A 16,434-nucleotide genomic window follows, 5' to 3' on the forward strand; every position below is an offset into this window, starting at 1 on the left:
ACATTCTTCACCACAAAAATTTAAAAGTTGAATAAAGGAATAGTCATAAAATCGACCGGAAGTTGGTACACCGTGAAGTCGGAAACTGGCGATAAAGTGGAATGCAAAATCAAAGGAAACTTCCGCTTAAAAGGCATTAAAAGTACAAACCCAATTGCCGTGGGCGACCATGTGGAGTTTAAATTTGTTGAAGAAGAAACCGAAGGGAACACGAATATAATTAATGGTTTGATCACAACGATCGTCGAAAGAAAAAATTACATTATTCGCAAATCCCCTAACCTTTCAAAACAATCTCACATCATTGCCTCAAATATTGATCAGGCCTTTTTGGTTGTAACCATCAATTACCCGGTAACCACCACGACGTTTATCGATCGCTTTTTAGTATCGGCTGAAGCTTACCGTATCCCATGTACTTTGGTCTTCAATAAAATCGACCGATACAATGGTGAGCAAAACAAACACATGGAGGAGCTTATTGAACTGTATGAAAAAATTGGTTACCGCTGCTTAAAAACATCAACTAAAACAAAAGTTGGCATGGATACCCTGAAAAATTGGATGCAAAACAAAACAAATGTTTTTGCAGGTCACTCGGGTGTTGGCAAATCAACATTAATAAACACGGTTGAACCAGATCTTCATTTAAAAACAAAAGAAATTTCGGATTACCATCAGACCGGTAAACACACCACTACTTTCTCCGAAATGTTTGAATTGAATTTTGGCGGTTACATTATCGACACTCCCGGAATTAAAGGTTTTGGTGTTTTGGAAATGGAGAAAGAAGAAATCTCACACTATTTTCCAGAAATGTTTCAGCTGCTCGAAAAATGCCAGTACTATAATTGTACCCATACCCACGAACCCGGTTGTGAGGTAAAAAAACATGTCAATGAAGGTGAGATTGCTGATAGCCGCTATTTTTCTTATCTGGGCTTACTTGACTACGATGCTAAGTACAGAAATTGAGCTGGTTGGTTAAAGAAAGCAACATAAAATTCAGCACTAAAAACAGCAACTAAGAATCTATTTTTCAGCGCTTTAATTTATAATAATCGAATATTTTGACCGCCTTAGAATCGCCTATTTCACCAGCCACCGCATGGTAGGGTTGATTTTTTAGATTCTCAACGCTTTTAAATCGCGTCAGAAGAGCCTGAACGGTCTTCTTTCCCACTCCAGGTATTTTATCCAGCTCCGACTGGATAAAATTTTTGGATCTCAACTTACGATGAAAGGTAATTCCAAAACGATGCGCTTCGTCTCTGGCAAATTGGATCAACTTCAAACTTTCTGAACTTTTATCCAGATAAATTGGTACCGGGTCTCCAGGAAAAAATATTTCCTCTAATTTTTTTGCAATTCCGATGATGGCAATCTTGCCACGAAGTTTCAAATCTCCCAAGGCATTCAATGCCATTCCAAGCTGCCCCTTACCTCCGTCAATGATAATTAATTGCGGCAAGGACTTTTCCTCATCCATTAAGCGTTTGTAACGTCGATAGACAATTTCTTCCATTGAAGCGAAATCGTTCGGACCTTCAACGGTTTTCACATGAAAATGACGATAGTCTTTTTTAGCAGGCTTTCCATTTTTAAAAACAACACAAGCAGCCACCGGATTCGTTCCCTGCAAATTGGAATTATCGAAACATTCGATATGAGTAGGCAAATCTTTTAACTGAAGATCCTTTTTCAAGGTCTCTAAAATCCGCTGCGAGTTATCCTTGGGCTTAGCCAATATTTGCTGTTTCTCCTTTTCCAATCGAAAATACTTGGCATTTCGCAGCGATAAATCAAGTAATTTCTTTTTATCACCTCGTTCCGGAATTTTAAACTTGACATTCTCCAATTCAAATTCAGGCTGAAAAGGAACGATTAATTCCTTGGCATTAGAGAAAATTTTTTGCCTTATATCGACAATCGCATATTGTAAAAGCTCCTCTTTTGTCTCATCAAGTGCCTTCGTAATTTCAGTTGTATAGGTTTGTACAATCGCTCCACTGATAACTTTGAGGTAATTTACAAAAGCCGCTTTCTCTACTACATCGATGGTAAAAACATCTACATCGGTAATCGTAGAACTAACAACTGTTGATCTATTTTGAAATTTTTCTAAAATAAGAAGCTTCTCCTTAATCTGGTTGGCCTCCTCAAACTGAAATTTTTCAGAATAGTGATGCATTAGTTCACGCAAATAATTGATGACAATTGATGTATTTCCCTTCAAAATATTCCGAATCTCAGCAATGTATTTGTTGTACTCCTCCTCTATTTGGTATCCCTCACAAGGTCCTAAACAATTTCCGATATGGTATTCCAAACAAACCTTCAACTTTCCACAGGCAATATTCTCGGGCGAAAGATTGTATTTGCAGGTCCTAAGTTTATACAGTTTTCGGAAAAGTTCCAACAACGTACGGACGGTCATCGAGGAAGTATACGGACCGAAATACTGCGATCCGTCACGAACCACATTCCGCGTTTGAAATACCCTGGGAAAACGTTCATTTTTGATGACAATCCAAGGATAAGTTTTATCATCTTTCAAACGAATATTGTAACGGGGCTGATACTTTTTGATCAGATTATTTTCGAGCAAAAGAGCATCCTGCTCCGTTTCAACAACCAGGTGTTTGATGTCGGCAATAGAACGAACGAGCAATGCTGTTTTTCGATTCTCATGGTTTTTCGAAAAATATGACGACACCCGTTTCCTTAAATTTTTCGCTTTTCCTACGTAAATAATTTTGCCGGTATTATCAAAATACTGGTAAATTCCGGGTTGATCAGGCAAGACCGAAACCTGCTTCTTCAGCACATCAATGTTTCTATTTACGGCGGAATATCTCAAGGGGAAAAGGGCTATTTAATATTCGACAATGGTGTGCGTTTCGTAGTTTGAAAGGATCTCTTTCTTTCCATTTGTGATAAATTTCAAATCGCAAATAAAGGAGAAATAAACCTTCTTGACATTCATTTTTTCAACCAGATTTAAGGCCGCCAAAGCAGTTCCTCCAGTCGCCAAAAGATCATCATGAATCAACACAACATCATCTTCGCTTAGGGCATCTTTATGCATTTCAATCGTGTCTGATCCATATTCCAACTCGTAAGATTCAGCCACTGTTTCAGCAGGCAACTTCCCTTTTTTACGGATTGGAACAAAGCCTGCATTCAATAAATATGCAGCTGCTCCACCAACAATAAAACCCCGTGATTCGAGTGATACAATCTTAGTAATCCCTTTTTCCCTGAAGGTTTCATACACCTGATCCACCACTTCGTTAAATGCACCCGAATCTTTCAATAAGGTTGTAATATCCTTAAAACTAATCCCATTTTCTGGGTAATCCGGTATCTCACGGATGATTTCCTTTAAATTCATAGTTGATTATTAAATTTGCGTTCCACGTGGAACATTAGCGTCCAAGCATCACTAAAAGCACATTAATATCGGAGGGATTAACCCCTGAAATACGGCTCGCCTGTCCGATCGTTTTTGGATTAATCCGAGCCAATTTCTGTCTGGCTTCCGTTGAAATAGTATGGATTTTTTCGTAGTCAAATTTGTCTTCAATATTGATATTTTCAAGACGCTTAAATTTTTCGGCCATCAATTTTTCGCGCTCAATATACCCTGCATATTTAATCAAGATTTCCGCCGATACTACAATCTCCTCGAAGCGATTTTGAGGAATAATTTCCAACATTTTCTGAAATGGAACCACGGGTTCAATCACATCAAAAATGGAAATTTGAGGCCTCGAAATTACATCTTTCAATTTCAATCCCTGCTTTAATGGGCTTGTATTCTTAGACTCTAAAAGCGTATTTATATACTGTGGCTTAATTGAAAATTTAGAAACGAAATCAATAATATCATCGCGCAATTTTAACTTTTCGTCAAGTAAATCCATCCGCTGCTGAGAGGCCAAACCAATCCTAAATGACTTTGGTGTTAAACGAACATCGGCATCATCTTGTCGCAATAAAATACGATATTCCGCTCGCGAGGTAAACATACGGTATGGCTCATCAACGCCTTTAGTGACCAAATCATCGATTAAAACACCAATGTAAGCCTCTTCCCTACCCAGGGTGAATTCAGGTTCGCCCTGGGCTTTTAAATGCGCATTTATACCACAAATAAGTCCCTGCGCAGCGGCTTCCTCATATCCTGTAGTTCCATTAATTTGACCGCCAAAATAAAGGTTCTTAATATTCTTTGTTTCCAACGTATGATACAACTGTGTTGGATCGAAATAGTCATATTCGATGGCATACCCAGGACGGTAAATCTTCACGTTTTCCAATCCCGGAACCAAGCGCAAAGCTTTGTACTGAACCTGCCATGGCAAAGAACTGGAAAATCCGTTTAAATAATATTCATTCGTCTTCTCTCCTTCCGGCTCCAAGAACAACTGATGTTGCTGCTTCGCTGCAAATGTCACCAACTTTGATTCTATACTTGGGCAATAGCGTGGGCCTGTACTTTGGATTGTGCCATCATACATTGGAGATTCCTCAAAACCTTCTTCAAGCGCAGCATGAACTTCAGGCGAAGTGTAAGTTATCCAGCAACTACGACTCTTCAATTCACTTTTTACATCGGGCAAATAGGAGAATTTATAATGTCCTTCGTCACCTTTTTGCTCGGTTAACTTAGAAAAATCAATCGTCCTCCCGTCAATGCGGACGGGCGTTCCTGTTTTTAGACGCCCGGTTGTAAAACCAGCTTCAGCCAATTGATCGCTTATAAAATAAGACGCAGACTCCCCTATCCTACCCCCTTCCATTTTCGACTGCCCAATATGCATCAGGCCATTTAAAAAGGTTCCATTGGTTAGAATAACAGTCTTGGACTTAAATTCGACGCCAATTTGGGTTTTAACACCTTTTACCTGGCCATCCTCGATGAGTAGGTGCACAACAGCATCCTGCCACAAGTCCAGGTTATCGGTATTTTCCAGAACAGTACGCCAGTATTCTGAAAACCGAAAGCGGTCGCTTTGAACCCGAGGGCTCCACATAGCCGGTCCTTTAGATCGATTTAACATGCGAAACTGAATAGACGATCGGTCGGCAATAATGCCCGTATAACCGCCCAAAGCATCAATCTCACGCACAATTTGCCCTTTAGCAATTCCACCAATAGCAGGATTGCAGGACATTTGGGCATATTTGCCCATATCCATTGTTATGAGTAAGGTTTTCGATCCCAAATTCGCGGCCGCAGCAGCTGCTTCGCAACCAGCGTGCCCCCCCCCCACTACAATTACGTCATAAAAAGGTAACATCATAAAAAAAATTAGATGGCAAAATTAATAGAAAAGCTTCAAAATGAAAAGCTTAATAAACACTAAGGTAATAATCTTCTTTACTGGTCATGAGCTCCTTTTCGGCTACTTCCTTGTCTTTATAGCCCAACATATGAAGAATACCGTGTATAATGATTCGATTTAGCTCATTGGAAAAGCTCACTTGAAACTCCACAGCGTTCTCCCTAACGCGATCAACGCTAATGAAAATATCACCTGAAATAACGCCATTCTCAACATAGTCAAAAGTGATAATATCGGTGTAGTAATCATGATCTAAATACTGCTTATTAATCTCCAGTAGATAATCGTCACTACACAAGATAAAACTAAGTTCTCCAGATTCTTTTCCTTCTTGGCTAATGGTATTATTAACCCAGTTTTCGATTTTTGGTAAGTCTAATTGAAATTCTTCAATATCCTCAAAGTAAAAGTTGATGTTCACGACTCAATTTAAATTTAATTTTTATCAATGCTCCATTATTCTCAAATTCAACATCGTCCGCCAAATTCCGAATAATGAATATTCCTCTTCCACGCTCATTTCTTATATTTTCGGTGTCGGTTGGATCCGGGATATCATGTACATCAAATCCGTCACCTTCATCCTCAATTTCGATACAAATAACATTATTCGTAAATTCAACACGAATATCAACTAACTTATTAATGTTATGCCTGTTTCCATGCGAAATAGCGTTATTTACTGACTCGCAGGTAGTTAGCACTATGCATCCAAGTTGAGTTCCAGGTAGTCCAGCTTCTTGAAGAAACGAATGTATGAATTTTTCGACATCATACAAATAGGTTAAATGAGATGGTATACTGAGTCTTTTTTTCAATTTTCCTTTCTTAGATTATTGATATACTCCTTATATTTCCGATCATAAAAATTCCTTAGTTGATAATTATTCCTTTCAATAACTTCTTCCAATTCTTTTTCTTGCTTTTTATACTCAAAAAAATCAATTGGGTTACTGTAAAAATTATCCTCGGCAGTTTTGGATTCTCGCTGATCATCCACATCTCTCTCCATTTCAGCTTTTTCAGCCTTCAATAATTTATTCAGAATTAAATTCTGCCTGCTAATCATCACAGACGTTAAATTCTTGCGTGCCAAATCTACCGTATTTTGTTCCAACAACTGGTTAATTTGCTTTAATTGTTCTTTAGCCGAGCTTCCAACCTCTGAATTCATCAATAACTCCCGAACCATTTGTTGCATCATTTCTTGTTGGGCAAGGGTCTTTCCAATCTGCTCACTCGAGTACCCTGTTTCCCCCGATTTCATTTGTTCAATCATTTGCTGCAACTGCTCCTTCATCCCCTGCTGCGCTTGCTTCAATAAATTCATATTGCTACCCGGATTCGACCCTGGCTTGTCACATTGCTGATCGCCAGGCATGGCATTAGCCATTTGTTTTTGCAAATTATCCAAGGCTTCATTCAGAAATAAGGCCATATTATTCGCAGCAGTTATTGCCCGTTGTTGATGACTAATCGCCATGTTCAACCTATTTTCTTCCAACTCGGTCAGGGCCTTATCCATCGCGAACTCGAGATTCACCAATTCTTTCGTCACAACATTTCCTATCTCAGGCGTTCGCTTAGCAACTGCATACAACGAATCTTTCATAACCTGGCTTTGTCCAATCAGATGATCTTGTTCTATCCTAAGTAGATTTAAACGAGGATCACTTTCACTGATCAGCCGAACTTCATCATAAAGGATTTCCTGCTGTAATGAAAGGTAAACCAGATTATCTAAGATTTGTTGCAGATCGCGTATATTTTCCAGACTTTGTTGGTGCTCATTTACGACCAACATCTGATTAAGCATAAAAGAAGCATTCTCATAATTATCAGAATTGCGCTCGATTTTTTCGACAGACTTATTCTTTCTTCTGTTTTCGAGCAACTCCCCTACCTCATCATAAACCGAATTGATTTGCTCAAACTCCTTGTCCATCGGATGTAAATTCATAGGCTTATCGAGCGTCTTATTCATATCAAATGCCTTATTCAAATTCTCTTGTAGCTCGTCCAATTTCCGCTTGTTTTCTTGCTCCAATAATTCTGTTTCTTCAAAATTTCTACTTTCATCCAAGTTCTGCGCTATGTTTTCTTCGTCTCGACTCAACTCATCTAACGCTTCAATCACCTCTTCAAGTTCCTGCTCCAACTTCATCCGCTTCAGCATTTGCAGATTTCGCTCCAACTGTTTCGACAAATCATCCATGGACATTTCTGATCGATTTGATAATTCATCAAACTTTGCCTGGTCAAATTCCTTGGCCAATTCATTAAACTCCTCGAACAATTTTTTCAATTCCTCATCAAAAACATCTTCCAATAATTCTTCAATTTGCTTTTGCTTCTTAACCATTTCAGCTTTCTCTTCCGAAAACGAATTTTTCATATCGTTCATTTCGGCATTCTTTTGCTGAACCTGATCTAAAATATTCTCAAGCTTATTCTTCTTATTCATAATTTCAGAAACCAATTGCTGCTTTTCCCAATTCGAGGAATTTTCGCTCATACTTTTAAATTTCAACTCATCAATTGCTTGTTGAATATCGTCACTCAGCTTAAAACTTTCCTCCATCAATTGCTCCAAATCCAGAAAATTTTGATCATCTAAATGGTCCAATTCTTCCTTAGATGGAAACATAAACTGAAAGGTTTCAGAAACCGCTTCCTTATAAGAATGGAAATAATCATTGTCTCGAACTGAAAAATAATAATCCACCTGGTCTGTCAAACCAAGCAATTCCTTAAAATCATACGTGAAATAAAAATCCTGCTGACTTAGCTGCTTTAATATTGGCAATACGATAACGCTATCCTTTTGCTGAATAACCACATGATAATTTAACGAATGAAAACCATAATCGTCAGCAATACTTCCCTTAAAATAAAAACGGGTATAATCAACGGAATCGCGTAACTGAGCCACCTTAATTTGAGGATACAAATCCGGAATTATATCCACCTGAAAATTTAATAAATTAGGATAATCGAAATAGCTGTTCTTAATGGAAATAGAATAGTCAAAATCCTTTTTAGCCAAAAATTCCACAGCAAAACCATTTTGCCCCTGGACAACCTCCGCTTTTTCTCCGTCAACTATAAAATGGAGCGAATCGGTATCAAGCGTTTTAAATACCCACTTAATTTCCGATCCAAACGGAACTTCTAAATCACCCATCATACTTTCTTTCGAAGCATCAAATCCAGTATATGTTGGTGGTGTTATTTGAACAGTATATTCTAAAATAGCAGGGGCTGGCAAAACGTCAATCTGAAACTTTTCAGATTCATAAGTCAGGTTGGTAAAATACACAGTAAAGCTATTCATAATATGCTCCAGCGAATAACTAAAAATAGTATCTTCTTTTGTCATTAGATAATCTGATCCGGCGATATTAATATAGAGTACTTCCGGAATATCACTTCCCTTACATTTCGCCTGAAGCTTTAAACCGTTCCCCTTTTTCACCTTCAAACTATCATTCAAAATTTCGAAAGTAAAAGGAGCTGGCTTTTGGAAAGATTCATCATACGCGACCAATCGTTTTCCACTTTCTGAAAACACCCCGGGAAAAGCCATCGATAATAAAAACGAAAAACATATTACTAGAAGAAGAACCCCAAAACTAGTGCGAAGCTTTTTATAAGAAACCGCTTTCGAAAAATCGTAACTTTTAAGCTTCTCAATTTTCTCATCAACACTCGCCCAAATTAAGGATTGCTTACTTTTTTGTCCAATTCCAGCGAGTTCAATTATGTTTATTAATTGATCGTCTATTTCCTCAAAATGCTCGGAAACTATTTCAGAAACCTTTTCATAGGTCATCGGTTTTATGACGCCAATTAGCTTCAATAATGGCGTTACAAAATAGAAAATGACGATCCCAGCAAAAAGCAAAGCAGAAAAATAGAAGAGCAAGGTCCGAGCAAATGAAGTCAAATAACTATAATGCTCGATCAACAAAACAGCAACGAGGTAACTCAACAGCAGCAGAGTAGAAAGTATAAATCCTCTTATCAGCTCGAATATATTCCGCTTTCGAGTGTATAAATCAAGGTTATCAACAAGTTGTTTATATCTGTCAGTCATCTAATTTATCTTCCTATCTAAAAGTGCATTACAAAGATGCAAAAATGTTAATATCTTCGAATTTCCTGTTAATTCACGATAAACAAATATCCAAAATTAAATTTTAAAATTCGGTTTCTATTTCTGCCTGTCAATTATTAATCAAAAAAACAAACATTATTTTTCAAAAATCTTACCCAAGATATCAACAGCTATTAACATATTTCGCCCCTCCCAAATAAGGAAAAGTAATCAAAAACGAAAGATATTAACAGATGTTGATTTCGTTATCATTTCACTTACTATCAACGAATAGACTTGTTCATAATCGGTTAATAACTGCCCAATAAGATCACATTTTTTAGTTTAGCAAAAATCGCTTCAGAATTTTATACATGCAATCAACAGGCTATTATATTATTCATTTTTAGTTTTTATTAAAACCTTATAAATATTAATAGGTGTTAGTTTATACTTTTTGGGAAAATGAGGGTTTCCTTTTAACCGTTTAAAGGATTAACTTTACAGAGCTTAAATGTATGTGTGGATGGAAGACAAATTGTCAATATTGCTTGTAGAAGATAATGTACTGAATCAGAGGATTGTAACGTTTAGTTTGAAAAAATTCAACCACGACGTTACCATTGCCAATAATGGTTTAGAAGCGCTGGATCGCTTTAAAGAGACTCAGTATGATGTGATTTTAATGGATTTAATGATGCCCGAAATGGATGGTTTAGAAGCTACCGTTAAAATCAGGGAATTGGAAAATCAAAATAATCAGAACTTAAGAACCCCCATTATTGCACTAACGGCTAATACGATGGACAATGATCGGGATAAATGTCTTTCGTATGGTATGGATGAATTCATGGCAAAACCCTTTGATATCGAAAAATTGAAACAGATTTTTCAGGACCTCGAAATCCTAAAATAAATTCAACTGACAACACTTCATGAAATAAAGCTATATTTGTTCGTTTAGAAAAGTATAGATTTATGTCAAATAAAATAGATCTTCACGATGATTCTTTTTCGGAGAAGGATGTGGATTTGGATAAGCAATTGCGGCCACTTTCTTTCGATGATTTCAAAGGGCAAAAGCAAATTGTAGAAAACCTGAAAGTTTTTGTGCAAGCTGCAAAAATGCGCGGCGAAGCATTAGATCATGTTTTATTGCATGGACCTCCGGGACTCGGAAAAACCACCTTATCGAATATTATTGCGAATGAATTGGGCGTGAGTTTAAAATTAACTTCCGGTCCGGTTTTGGATAAACCAGGTGACTTGGCCGGCCTATTAACTAACCTCGAGCCAAGCGATGTGTTATTTATCGACGAGATTCATCGTTTAAGCCCCATAGTCGAAGAATATTTGTATTCGGCTATGGAAGACTATAAAATTGATATTTTGATCGACAAAGGCCCCAGTGCCCGTTCAATTCAATTGGAGTTAAATCCGTTTACCTTGGTCGGAGCGACTACCCGCTCAGGATTATTGACGAGTCCGCTGCGAGCGCGCTTTGGCATTAATGCCCATTTTGAATATTACGACCTCAGTATTTTGAAAGGAATTGTAAAGCGATCGGCTAAAATTCTGAATGTTGAAATTAAAGATCAGGCTGCCCTTGAAATTGCTTCTAGGAGTAGGGGCACACCGCGTATCGTGAATGCATTACTTCGTCGGGTTCGTGATTTTGCTCAAGTGAAAGGCAATGGTAAAATTGATATCGAAATTACGCGTTTTTCACTCGAAGCCTTAAACATCGATCAACATGGATTGGATGAAATGGATAACAAAATACTGACGACAATCATCGATAAATTCAATGGAGGCCCTGTTGGTATTTCAACTATTTCAACGGCCGTTGGCGAAGATTCGGGAACTATTGAAGAGGTGTATGAGCCTTTTCTGATTAAAGAAGGTTTCATCAAACGGACTCCTCGTGGGCGTGAGGTGACCGACCGGGCATACAAACACCTGGGAAAAATAAATTACAACGGAGGAGAAACACCTAGTCTTTTTTAATCAATTTGACCTCGTATAAGTGGGGCCAAAGTTTTCCGGTAATGTACATCTTTCCATTGTCGGGATGAATGGCTATGCCGTTTAAAACGTCAATGGGCTTATCCGGATTGTAGAGTACAGAAAGAAGGCCTTCAAAATTGATTTTCGCCAACACTTTTCCGGTGGACGGATCAATCTTAACAGCGTAGTTGGTGGTATAAATATTGGCGTAAAGTTCGCCTTGGTAATATTCCAGTTCGTTCAAATATTTTACCGGACCCCGGTTGTCATAAACCTGAATTTTTTTGACAACCTCATACGTTTCCGGATCAATGAAATGTAAAAACTCCGAGCCGTCCGTTTTGATTAAATGGGTACCGTCGTGTGCCAAACCCCAGCCTTCCGGCGTACTGAAAATAAATGAATCGATTCGGGCAAAACTGCTCAAGTCATACACAAATCCTTTTTGGGCTTTATAGGTTAGCTGATAAATTTTATTGTTGAAAATGGTGATTCCTTCTCCAAAATATTGGTCTTCCATGTCAAACGATTTCAAAACATCGCCCGTGGCTAAATCGAACTTGAAAATACCAGATTTACCTTTTTCACCGGTACTTTCGTAAAACTCGTTGTTGTGAATTTCGAGCCCTTGTGTAAAGTGTTTAATATTATGGGGATAGGTGTTAACCACTTCGTAGCCATAAGCTTGGGGTGTTAAATCTGAAACCACTTCAAACGATTGGAAAGTAATACCTTCTACCCCATCGGTTTTGGTTGCTAATACTTTCAGATTGTATTTTCCCAGTTCATTCAATCGATCAATAGGATAATTGAATTCCAGTTGATCACTGCTTTGAACCAATTCATTATCCACGTACAATTTTGAATCTTTGATTTCACCATCAGAGTTTTTTATGCTGATCGAAATTGAAACAGAGTCACCAAATTCATAGCGATTTTTTTTTGGTTGAATACTAATTTTAGCTACAGGTTTTCTTGACCTTTTGGGAGAATTAGAACAAGAAATAAACGCAACAAAAAGCGACACCAACAGCAGTAAAAGGGAAAATTTCAACTTCATTTTTGATTCAATTTATTTTGAACGAATAAAAATACACAAACTTTAAAAGATCTGAGACCAAACAAAATCTTTTTGCCTGAAAAAAAACAGCTTGAATCCCTATCTTTGACAAAATTTTGAAGCATTGAACTCATTTAAAAAATTAGCAGGAGAAACAGCCATTTATGGTATGAGCAGCATTGTTGGGCGCTTTATCAACTGGTGGCTGGTTCCTTATTATTCCTTTATATTTTTGACGTCTGAATACGGAGTGGTCACTAACCTGTATTCCTACATGGCCTTTTTGTTGGTTATTTTAACCTACGGAATGGAAACGGGCTTTTTCCGGTTTGCCTCTCAAAAAGAAAACAAAGAAAGAGCTTATTCAAGCGCTTTAATTTCCTTGTTTAGTACGTCCATTGCTTTTTTATTGTTGGTATTTGCTTTTTCTGAAAATATTGCAGGCTGGATCGACTATTCCGATCATCCGGAATACATTCAGTGGGTAGCTTTAATTGTCGTTATCGATACCCTCATTGCTATTCCTTTTGCCAAATTGCGGATTGAGTCGAAGGCAGTCAAATTTGCCATTCTGAAGTTCATCAGCATTTTTGTCACCATTTTTCTGAATATCTTTTTCCTGAGTATTTGTCCTTCTTTATTGAAAAGCAACCCCGAAAGTTGGGTGAAATTAGTTTATTCGCCCGAGTTGGGAGTGGGCTATGTTTTCATATCAAACCTGATTGCTTCGGCTATAAGCCTTATTTTATTGATTCCTGAAATGATCGTGAAACTTCGGCTCGACAGAAAACTATTGAAGGAAATGATTTGGTACTCCTTCCCCATCCTGATCGTTGGAATTGGTGGAATGGTGACTCAAAATATCGATAAAATATTGCTTCCAAAATTATTGCCCGAAAGCCAGGATCCGATGTCTCAGCTGGGAGTTTATGGAGCCAACTTTAAGCTGGCTGTCATTCTGAACATGTTTATTCAGGCGTTCCGTTATGCTTTCGAACCTTTTTTCTTTTCCCAGGTCAAGTCCGAAGACAATAAACGCGGCTATGCCATTATCATGAAATATTTTGTTCTTTTTGGCTTAATCATTTTCCTCGGAATCTGTTTGTACATTGATTTGGTCAAGCTGATTGTGGATTCTAAATATCACTCTGGCCTAAATGTGGTTCCCATCATTCTGCTGGCAAACCTCTTTTTAGGAATTTATTATACCCTTTCGCTTTGGTATAAACTAACCGATAAAACACGCTTTGGAGCCTATTTTGCGATTGTTGGTGCCGGAATCAGCTTAATCCTGAATATCCTTTTTATTCCTCAGTTTGGTTATATGGCTTCAGCCTGGGCCATGCTAATTTGTTTTGTCACGATGGTGGTTCTTTCCTATATCTTCGGACAAAAATATTTTCCGGTTAAATACCCGCTAAAACGTATTGGGCTCTATTTTTTGACTGCAATGATTATTTACTTTGTAGCTATTTTCTTAAATCTCACCCCTTCTGTGTGGATGTATTTTGTTCATACAATGTTAATTACTGTATTTTTATTGTTAGCTTTTTTATTAGAGCGAAAAGAAATTTATCGGTTTCTTAAGTAAGAAATTCCGAATAAATACTTTTAAGTATTATTTTTGATTATTTTTAGTGAAAATGAATAAGATGAAGATTGCATTGGCTTCAGATCATGCTGGATTTCAAAAGAAACAGCTGATTATGAAATTTTTGAAAGAACAAGGGATCGAAATTAAAGATTTTGGTGCGTACTCCGATGAAAGTTCCGACTATCCGGATTGGGCCCACCCGATGGCAAAAGCGGTTGAAGATGGAGATTTCGATTTGGGAATCTCACTTTGTGGAAGTGGAAACGGAATCAGTATGACTGCTAACAAACATCAGCAAATTCGATCAGCTATCTGCTGGACTCCTGAGATTGCTGCTTTGGCCAGACAGCATAACGATGCTAATGTTTGTTCCTTGCCGGCTCGTTTTATTACCGATGAAGAAGCGATTCAGATTGTCAAAACGTTTCTTTCAACTGATTTTGAAGGCGGTCGTCATGTGCGACGAATCAATAAAATGCCATTAAACTAATTATGTCAGACGAAAAAAATCAATTTTTAAAGGAATCAGCTAAAATTGCGCCCGATAAACGACATCGGGCCACTATTAAATTCAATATTTCGAAATATGACGCGGCGGTTGACCGGGGCAGAAAACGATACCGTGATTTGGCTTTGGCCAAGGATCGTGCATCCTTCATCAAGGGTGAGGCCATTGGCCAATTAGCTGATTATCTTTTAGAATTTGAAAAAAATAGTCGGGCAAATGGTGGGGAAGTTATTTGGGCCGAAGATGCGCAGGAAGCCATCCAGGCTGTTCAGCAAATTTTGAAGGAAAACAAGGCGAACTTGCTGGTCAAAAGTAAATCGATGACCACCGAAGAAATCGAGCTGAACCATCATGTTGAAGCGGTTGGTGTGGAGTCGCTGGAAACGGATTTAGGTGAATACATAGTGCAAATTGCGGGCGAAAAACCCTACCATATTGTTACGCCGGCTATGCACAAATCAAAGGAAGATATTGCAGAGCTTTTTCATGAGAAATTTGACACTCCTGAAAAAAGTACGCCCGAATATTTAACCAACTTTGTGCGGGGCTTGCTGCGTGAAAAATTTACTCAGGCCGATATTGGCGTTACCGGTGCTAATTTTTTGATTGCCGATAAAGGAGCCATCGCCCTTACGGAGAATGAAGGCAACGCGATGATGACTTTCTCTTTCCCCAAGATTCATATCGCCATTGGTGGAATTGAGAAAGTGGTTCCGCGCATTCAGGATTTGGGCTTGATGTGGCCTTTGCTGGCCGCTCATGGAACGGGACAACAAATAACGGTTTACAATTCCATAGTGTCCGGCCCTAAGCGACCAGGTGAAACCGATGGACCGGAGAAAATGTATGTCATTCTGCTGGATAACAAGCGTAGTGAGTTGTATCAGAAAGATGATCAATTTGAAGCCTTGAAATGTATTCGTTGCGGCGCTTGCTTAAACGCCTGCCCCATTTACAAAAATGTTGGAGGATACACTTACGATGCCACCTACAGCGGGCCAATCGGATCAGTTATCACGCCGTTTTTTAAAGGTTTCTCAGAATATAACCACTTGAGTTCGGCTTGTTCTGTGTGTGGTAAATGCACCGAAGTATGCCCGGTAAAAATACCACTACACAATATGCTGCTGTATAATCGTCGCGATGCCGTTCGTCATGGCGACACTCCCCTGGCCTGGAATATGGGGATGAAAGCGTTTGAATTCGCTTTTATGAAGCGGAAACGATTGGATTTGCTCAATGGGAAGACAAAAAATCAATTGGGTAAGCTTCAAAAGAATGCTTTGGGTGATCAAAAATCACTGCCAACATTTGCAAAGGAATCATTTAGTCAACAATGGAAAAATAAACACTAAGTTATGCTGTCGAATACATGTAAATATGCTATTAGAGCTTTAATCTATCTCGGAAAATTCAGCGATGGAAATGGAACGAAAATCGGGATTAAGAAAATTTCAAGCGATTTGGATATTCCAACCCCTTTCCTTGGTAAAATTCTTCAAAATCTGGTTAAACAAAAAGTTTTGGTTTCAACTAAAGGACCCAATGGTGGTTTTGGACTTGGAAAACCAGCTGAAGAAATTTCGCTTTACGACATTGTGACGATTATTGATGGCGAAGACTTTTTCAAAAATTGCCTGATTAGCATGGAGCCTTGTTCTACACATCACGAAAGTGGACAGCCCTGCCCGGTACATAAAAGTTTTTCAGAAGTTCGTGAGAAACTATCAATCTTTTATTCCCAAACAACATTGGCAACCATTATTGAAGATATGGCGGGGCACGAAGACCTGATTAAAATGTAAGATTTTTCATTCC

General features: G+C 38.2%; 14 protein-coding genes. 7 read left to right on the forward strand and 7 right to left on the reverse strand.

Features of this window, described 5'->3' with window-relative positions; translation table 11 throughout:
- Nucleotides 1–27: 27 nt before the first annotated feature.
- A complete protein-coding gene (gene rsgA / locus ACUNWA_RS12555) occupies nt 28–975 on the forward strand; it encodes a ribosome small subunit-dependent GTPase A (protein WP_445592264.1) in 948 nt (315 codons plus the stop codon).
- A gap of 64 nt (nt 976–1,039) precedes the next feature.
- On the opposite strand, the gene uvrC is transcribed toward rsgA, so the two are convergent.
- The 6 genes from uvrC to ACUNWA_RS12585 are packed head-to-tail and all read right to left on the reverse strand — an operon-like array spanning nt 1,040 to nt 9,447.
- The gene (gene uvrC / locus ACUNWA_RS12560; protein ID WP_445592265.1) at nt 1,040–2,860 is read right to left on the reverse strand and encodes an excinuclease ABC subunit UvrC; all 1,821 of its coding nucleotides are present in this window, start codon (nt 2,858–2,860) and stop codon (nt 1,040–1,042) included.
- A gap of 15 nt (nt 2,861–2,875) precedes the next feature.
- Complete coding sequence (locus ACUNWA_RS12565) at nt 2,876–3,394, reverse strand: adenine phosphoribosyltransferase (RefSeq protein ID WP_445592266.1); 519 nt, start codon at nt 3,392–3,394, stop codon at nt 2,876–2,878.
- 34 nt (nt 3,395–3,428) lie between these two features.
- Entirely contained in the window at nt 3,429–5,309 is a 1,881-nt protein-coding gene (gene mnmG, locus ACUNWA_RS12570; RefSeq protein WP_445592267.1) for a tRNA uridine-5-carboxymethylaminomethyl(34) synthesis enzyme MnmG, read from the reverse strand.
- A gap of 49 nt (nt 5,310–5,358) precedes the next feature.
- Nucleotides 5,359–5,772, reverse strand: coding sequence for an rRNA maturation RNase YbeY (ybeY, locus tag ACUNWA_RS12575; RefSeq protein WP_445592268.1), 414 nt, complete (start codon nt 5,770–5,772; stop codon nt 5,359–5,361).
- The gene (locus tag ACUNWA_RS12580) at nt 5,750–6,169 is read right to left on the reverse strand and encodes an ATP-binding protein (RefSeq protein WP_445592269.1); all 420 of its coding nucleotides are present in this window, start codon (nt 6,167–6,169) and stop codon (nt 5,750–5,752) included. The genes ybeY and ACUNWA_RS12580 overlap by 23 nt, the downstream gene beginning before the upstream one ends.
- Nucleotides 6,166–9,447, reverse strand: coding sequence for a DUF4175 family protein (locus ACUNWA_RS12585; protein WP_445592270.1), 3,282 nt, complete (start codon nt 9,445–9,447; stop codon nt 6,166–6,168). The genes ACUNWA_RS12580 and ACUNWA_RS12585 overlap by 4 nt, the downstream gene beginning before the upstream one ends.
- 526 nt (nt 9,448–9,973) lie before the next feature.
- On the opposite strand from ACUNWA_RS12585, the gene ACUNWA_RS12590 reads away from it, so the two are divergent.
- Together ACUNWA_RS12590 and ruvB are read left to right on the forward strand one after the other, a co-directional pair.
- Nucleotides 9,974–10,363 carry a response regulator gene (locus ACUNWA_RS12590; RefSeq protein WP_445592271.1) on the forward strand — a complete coding sequence of 130 codons (390 nt, stop codon included), beginning with the start codon at nt 9,974–9,976 and terminating at the stop codon, nt 10,361–10,363.
- Between the two features lie 62 nt (nt 10,364–10,425).
- On the forward strand, nt 10,426–11,454 hold the full coding sequence (ruvB, locus tag ACUNWA_RS12595) for a Holliday junction branch migration DNA helicase RuvB (RefSeq protein ID WP_445592272.1): 1,029 nt from the start codon (nt 10,426–10,428) through the stop codon (nt 11,452–11,454).
- On the opposite strand, the gene ACUNWA_RS12600 is transcribed toward ruvB, so the two are convergent.
- Nucleotides 11,441–12,514 (reverse strand): glutaminyl-peptide cyclotransferase, encoded by a 1,074-nt coding sequence (locus ACUNWA_RS12600; RefSeq protein ID WP_445592273.1) that lies wholly within the window; start codon nt 12,512–12,514, stop codon nt 11,441–11,443. The two genes, ruvB and ACUNWA_RS12600, sit on opposite strands and share 14 nt — an antisense overlap.
- 124 nt (nt 12,515–12,638) lie before the next feature.
- Between ACUNWA_RS12600 and ACUNWA_RS12605 the strand changes: the two genes are divergently transcribed.
- The 4 genes from ACUNWA_RS12605 to ACUNWA_RS12620 all read left to right on the forward strand — a co-directional run bounded on the left by ACUNWA_RS12605 (nt 12,639) and on the right by ACUNWA_RS12620 (nt 16,421).
- Nucleotides 12,639–14,105: a lipopolysaccharide biosynthesis protein gene (locus ACUNWA_RS12605; protein ID WP_445592274.1), complete on the forward strand. Its 1,467-nt coding sequence runs from the start codon at nt 12,639–12,641 to the stop codon at nt 14,103–14,105.
- Between the two features lie 61 nt (nt 14,106–14,166).
- Nucleotides 14,167–14,598 (forward strand): ribose 5-phosphate isomerase B, encoded by a 432-nt coding sequence (gene rpiB, locus ACUNWA_RS12610; protein ID WP_445592275.1) that lies wholly within the window; start codon nt 14,167–14,169, stop codon nt 14,596–14,598.
- Nucleotides 14,599–14,600: 2 nt separating this feature from the next.
- A complete protein-coding gene (locus ACUNWA_RS12615; protein WP_445592276.1) occupies nt 14,601–15,971 on the forward strand; it encodes a lactate utilization protein B in 1,371 nt (456 codons plus the stop codon).
- Between the two features lie 3 nt (nt 15,972–15,974).
- On the forward strand, nt 15,975–16,421 hold the full coding sequence (locus tag ACUNWA_RS12620; RefSeq protein ID WP_445592277.1) for an RrF2 family transcriptional regulator: 447 nt from the start codon (nt 15,975–15,977) through the stop codon (nt 16,419–16,421).
- Nucleotides 16,422–16,434: the final 13 nt, after the last annotated feature.

The organism is Sunxiuqinia sp. sy24, from assembly GCF_052677165.1.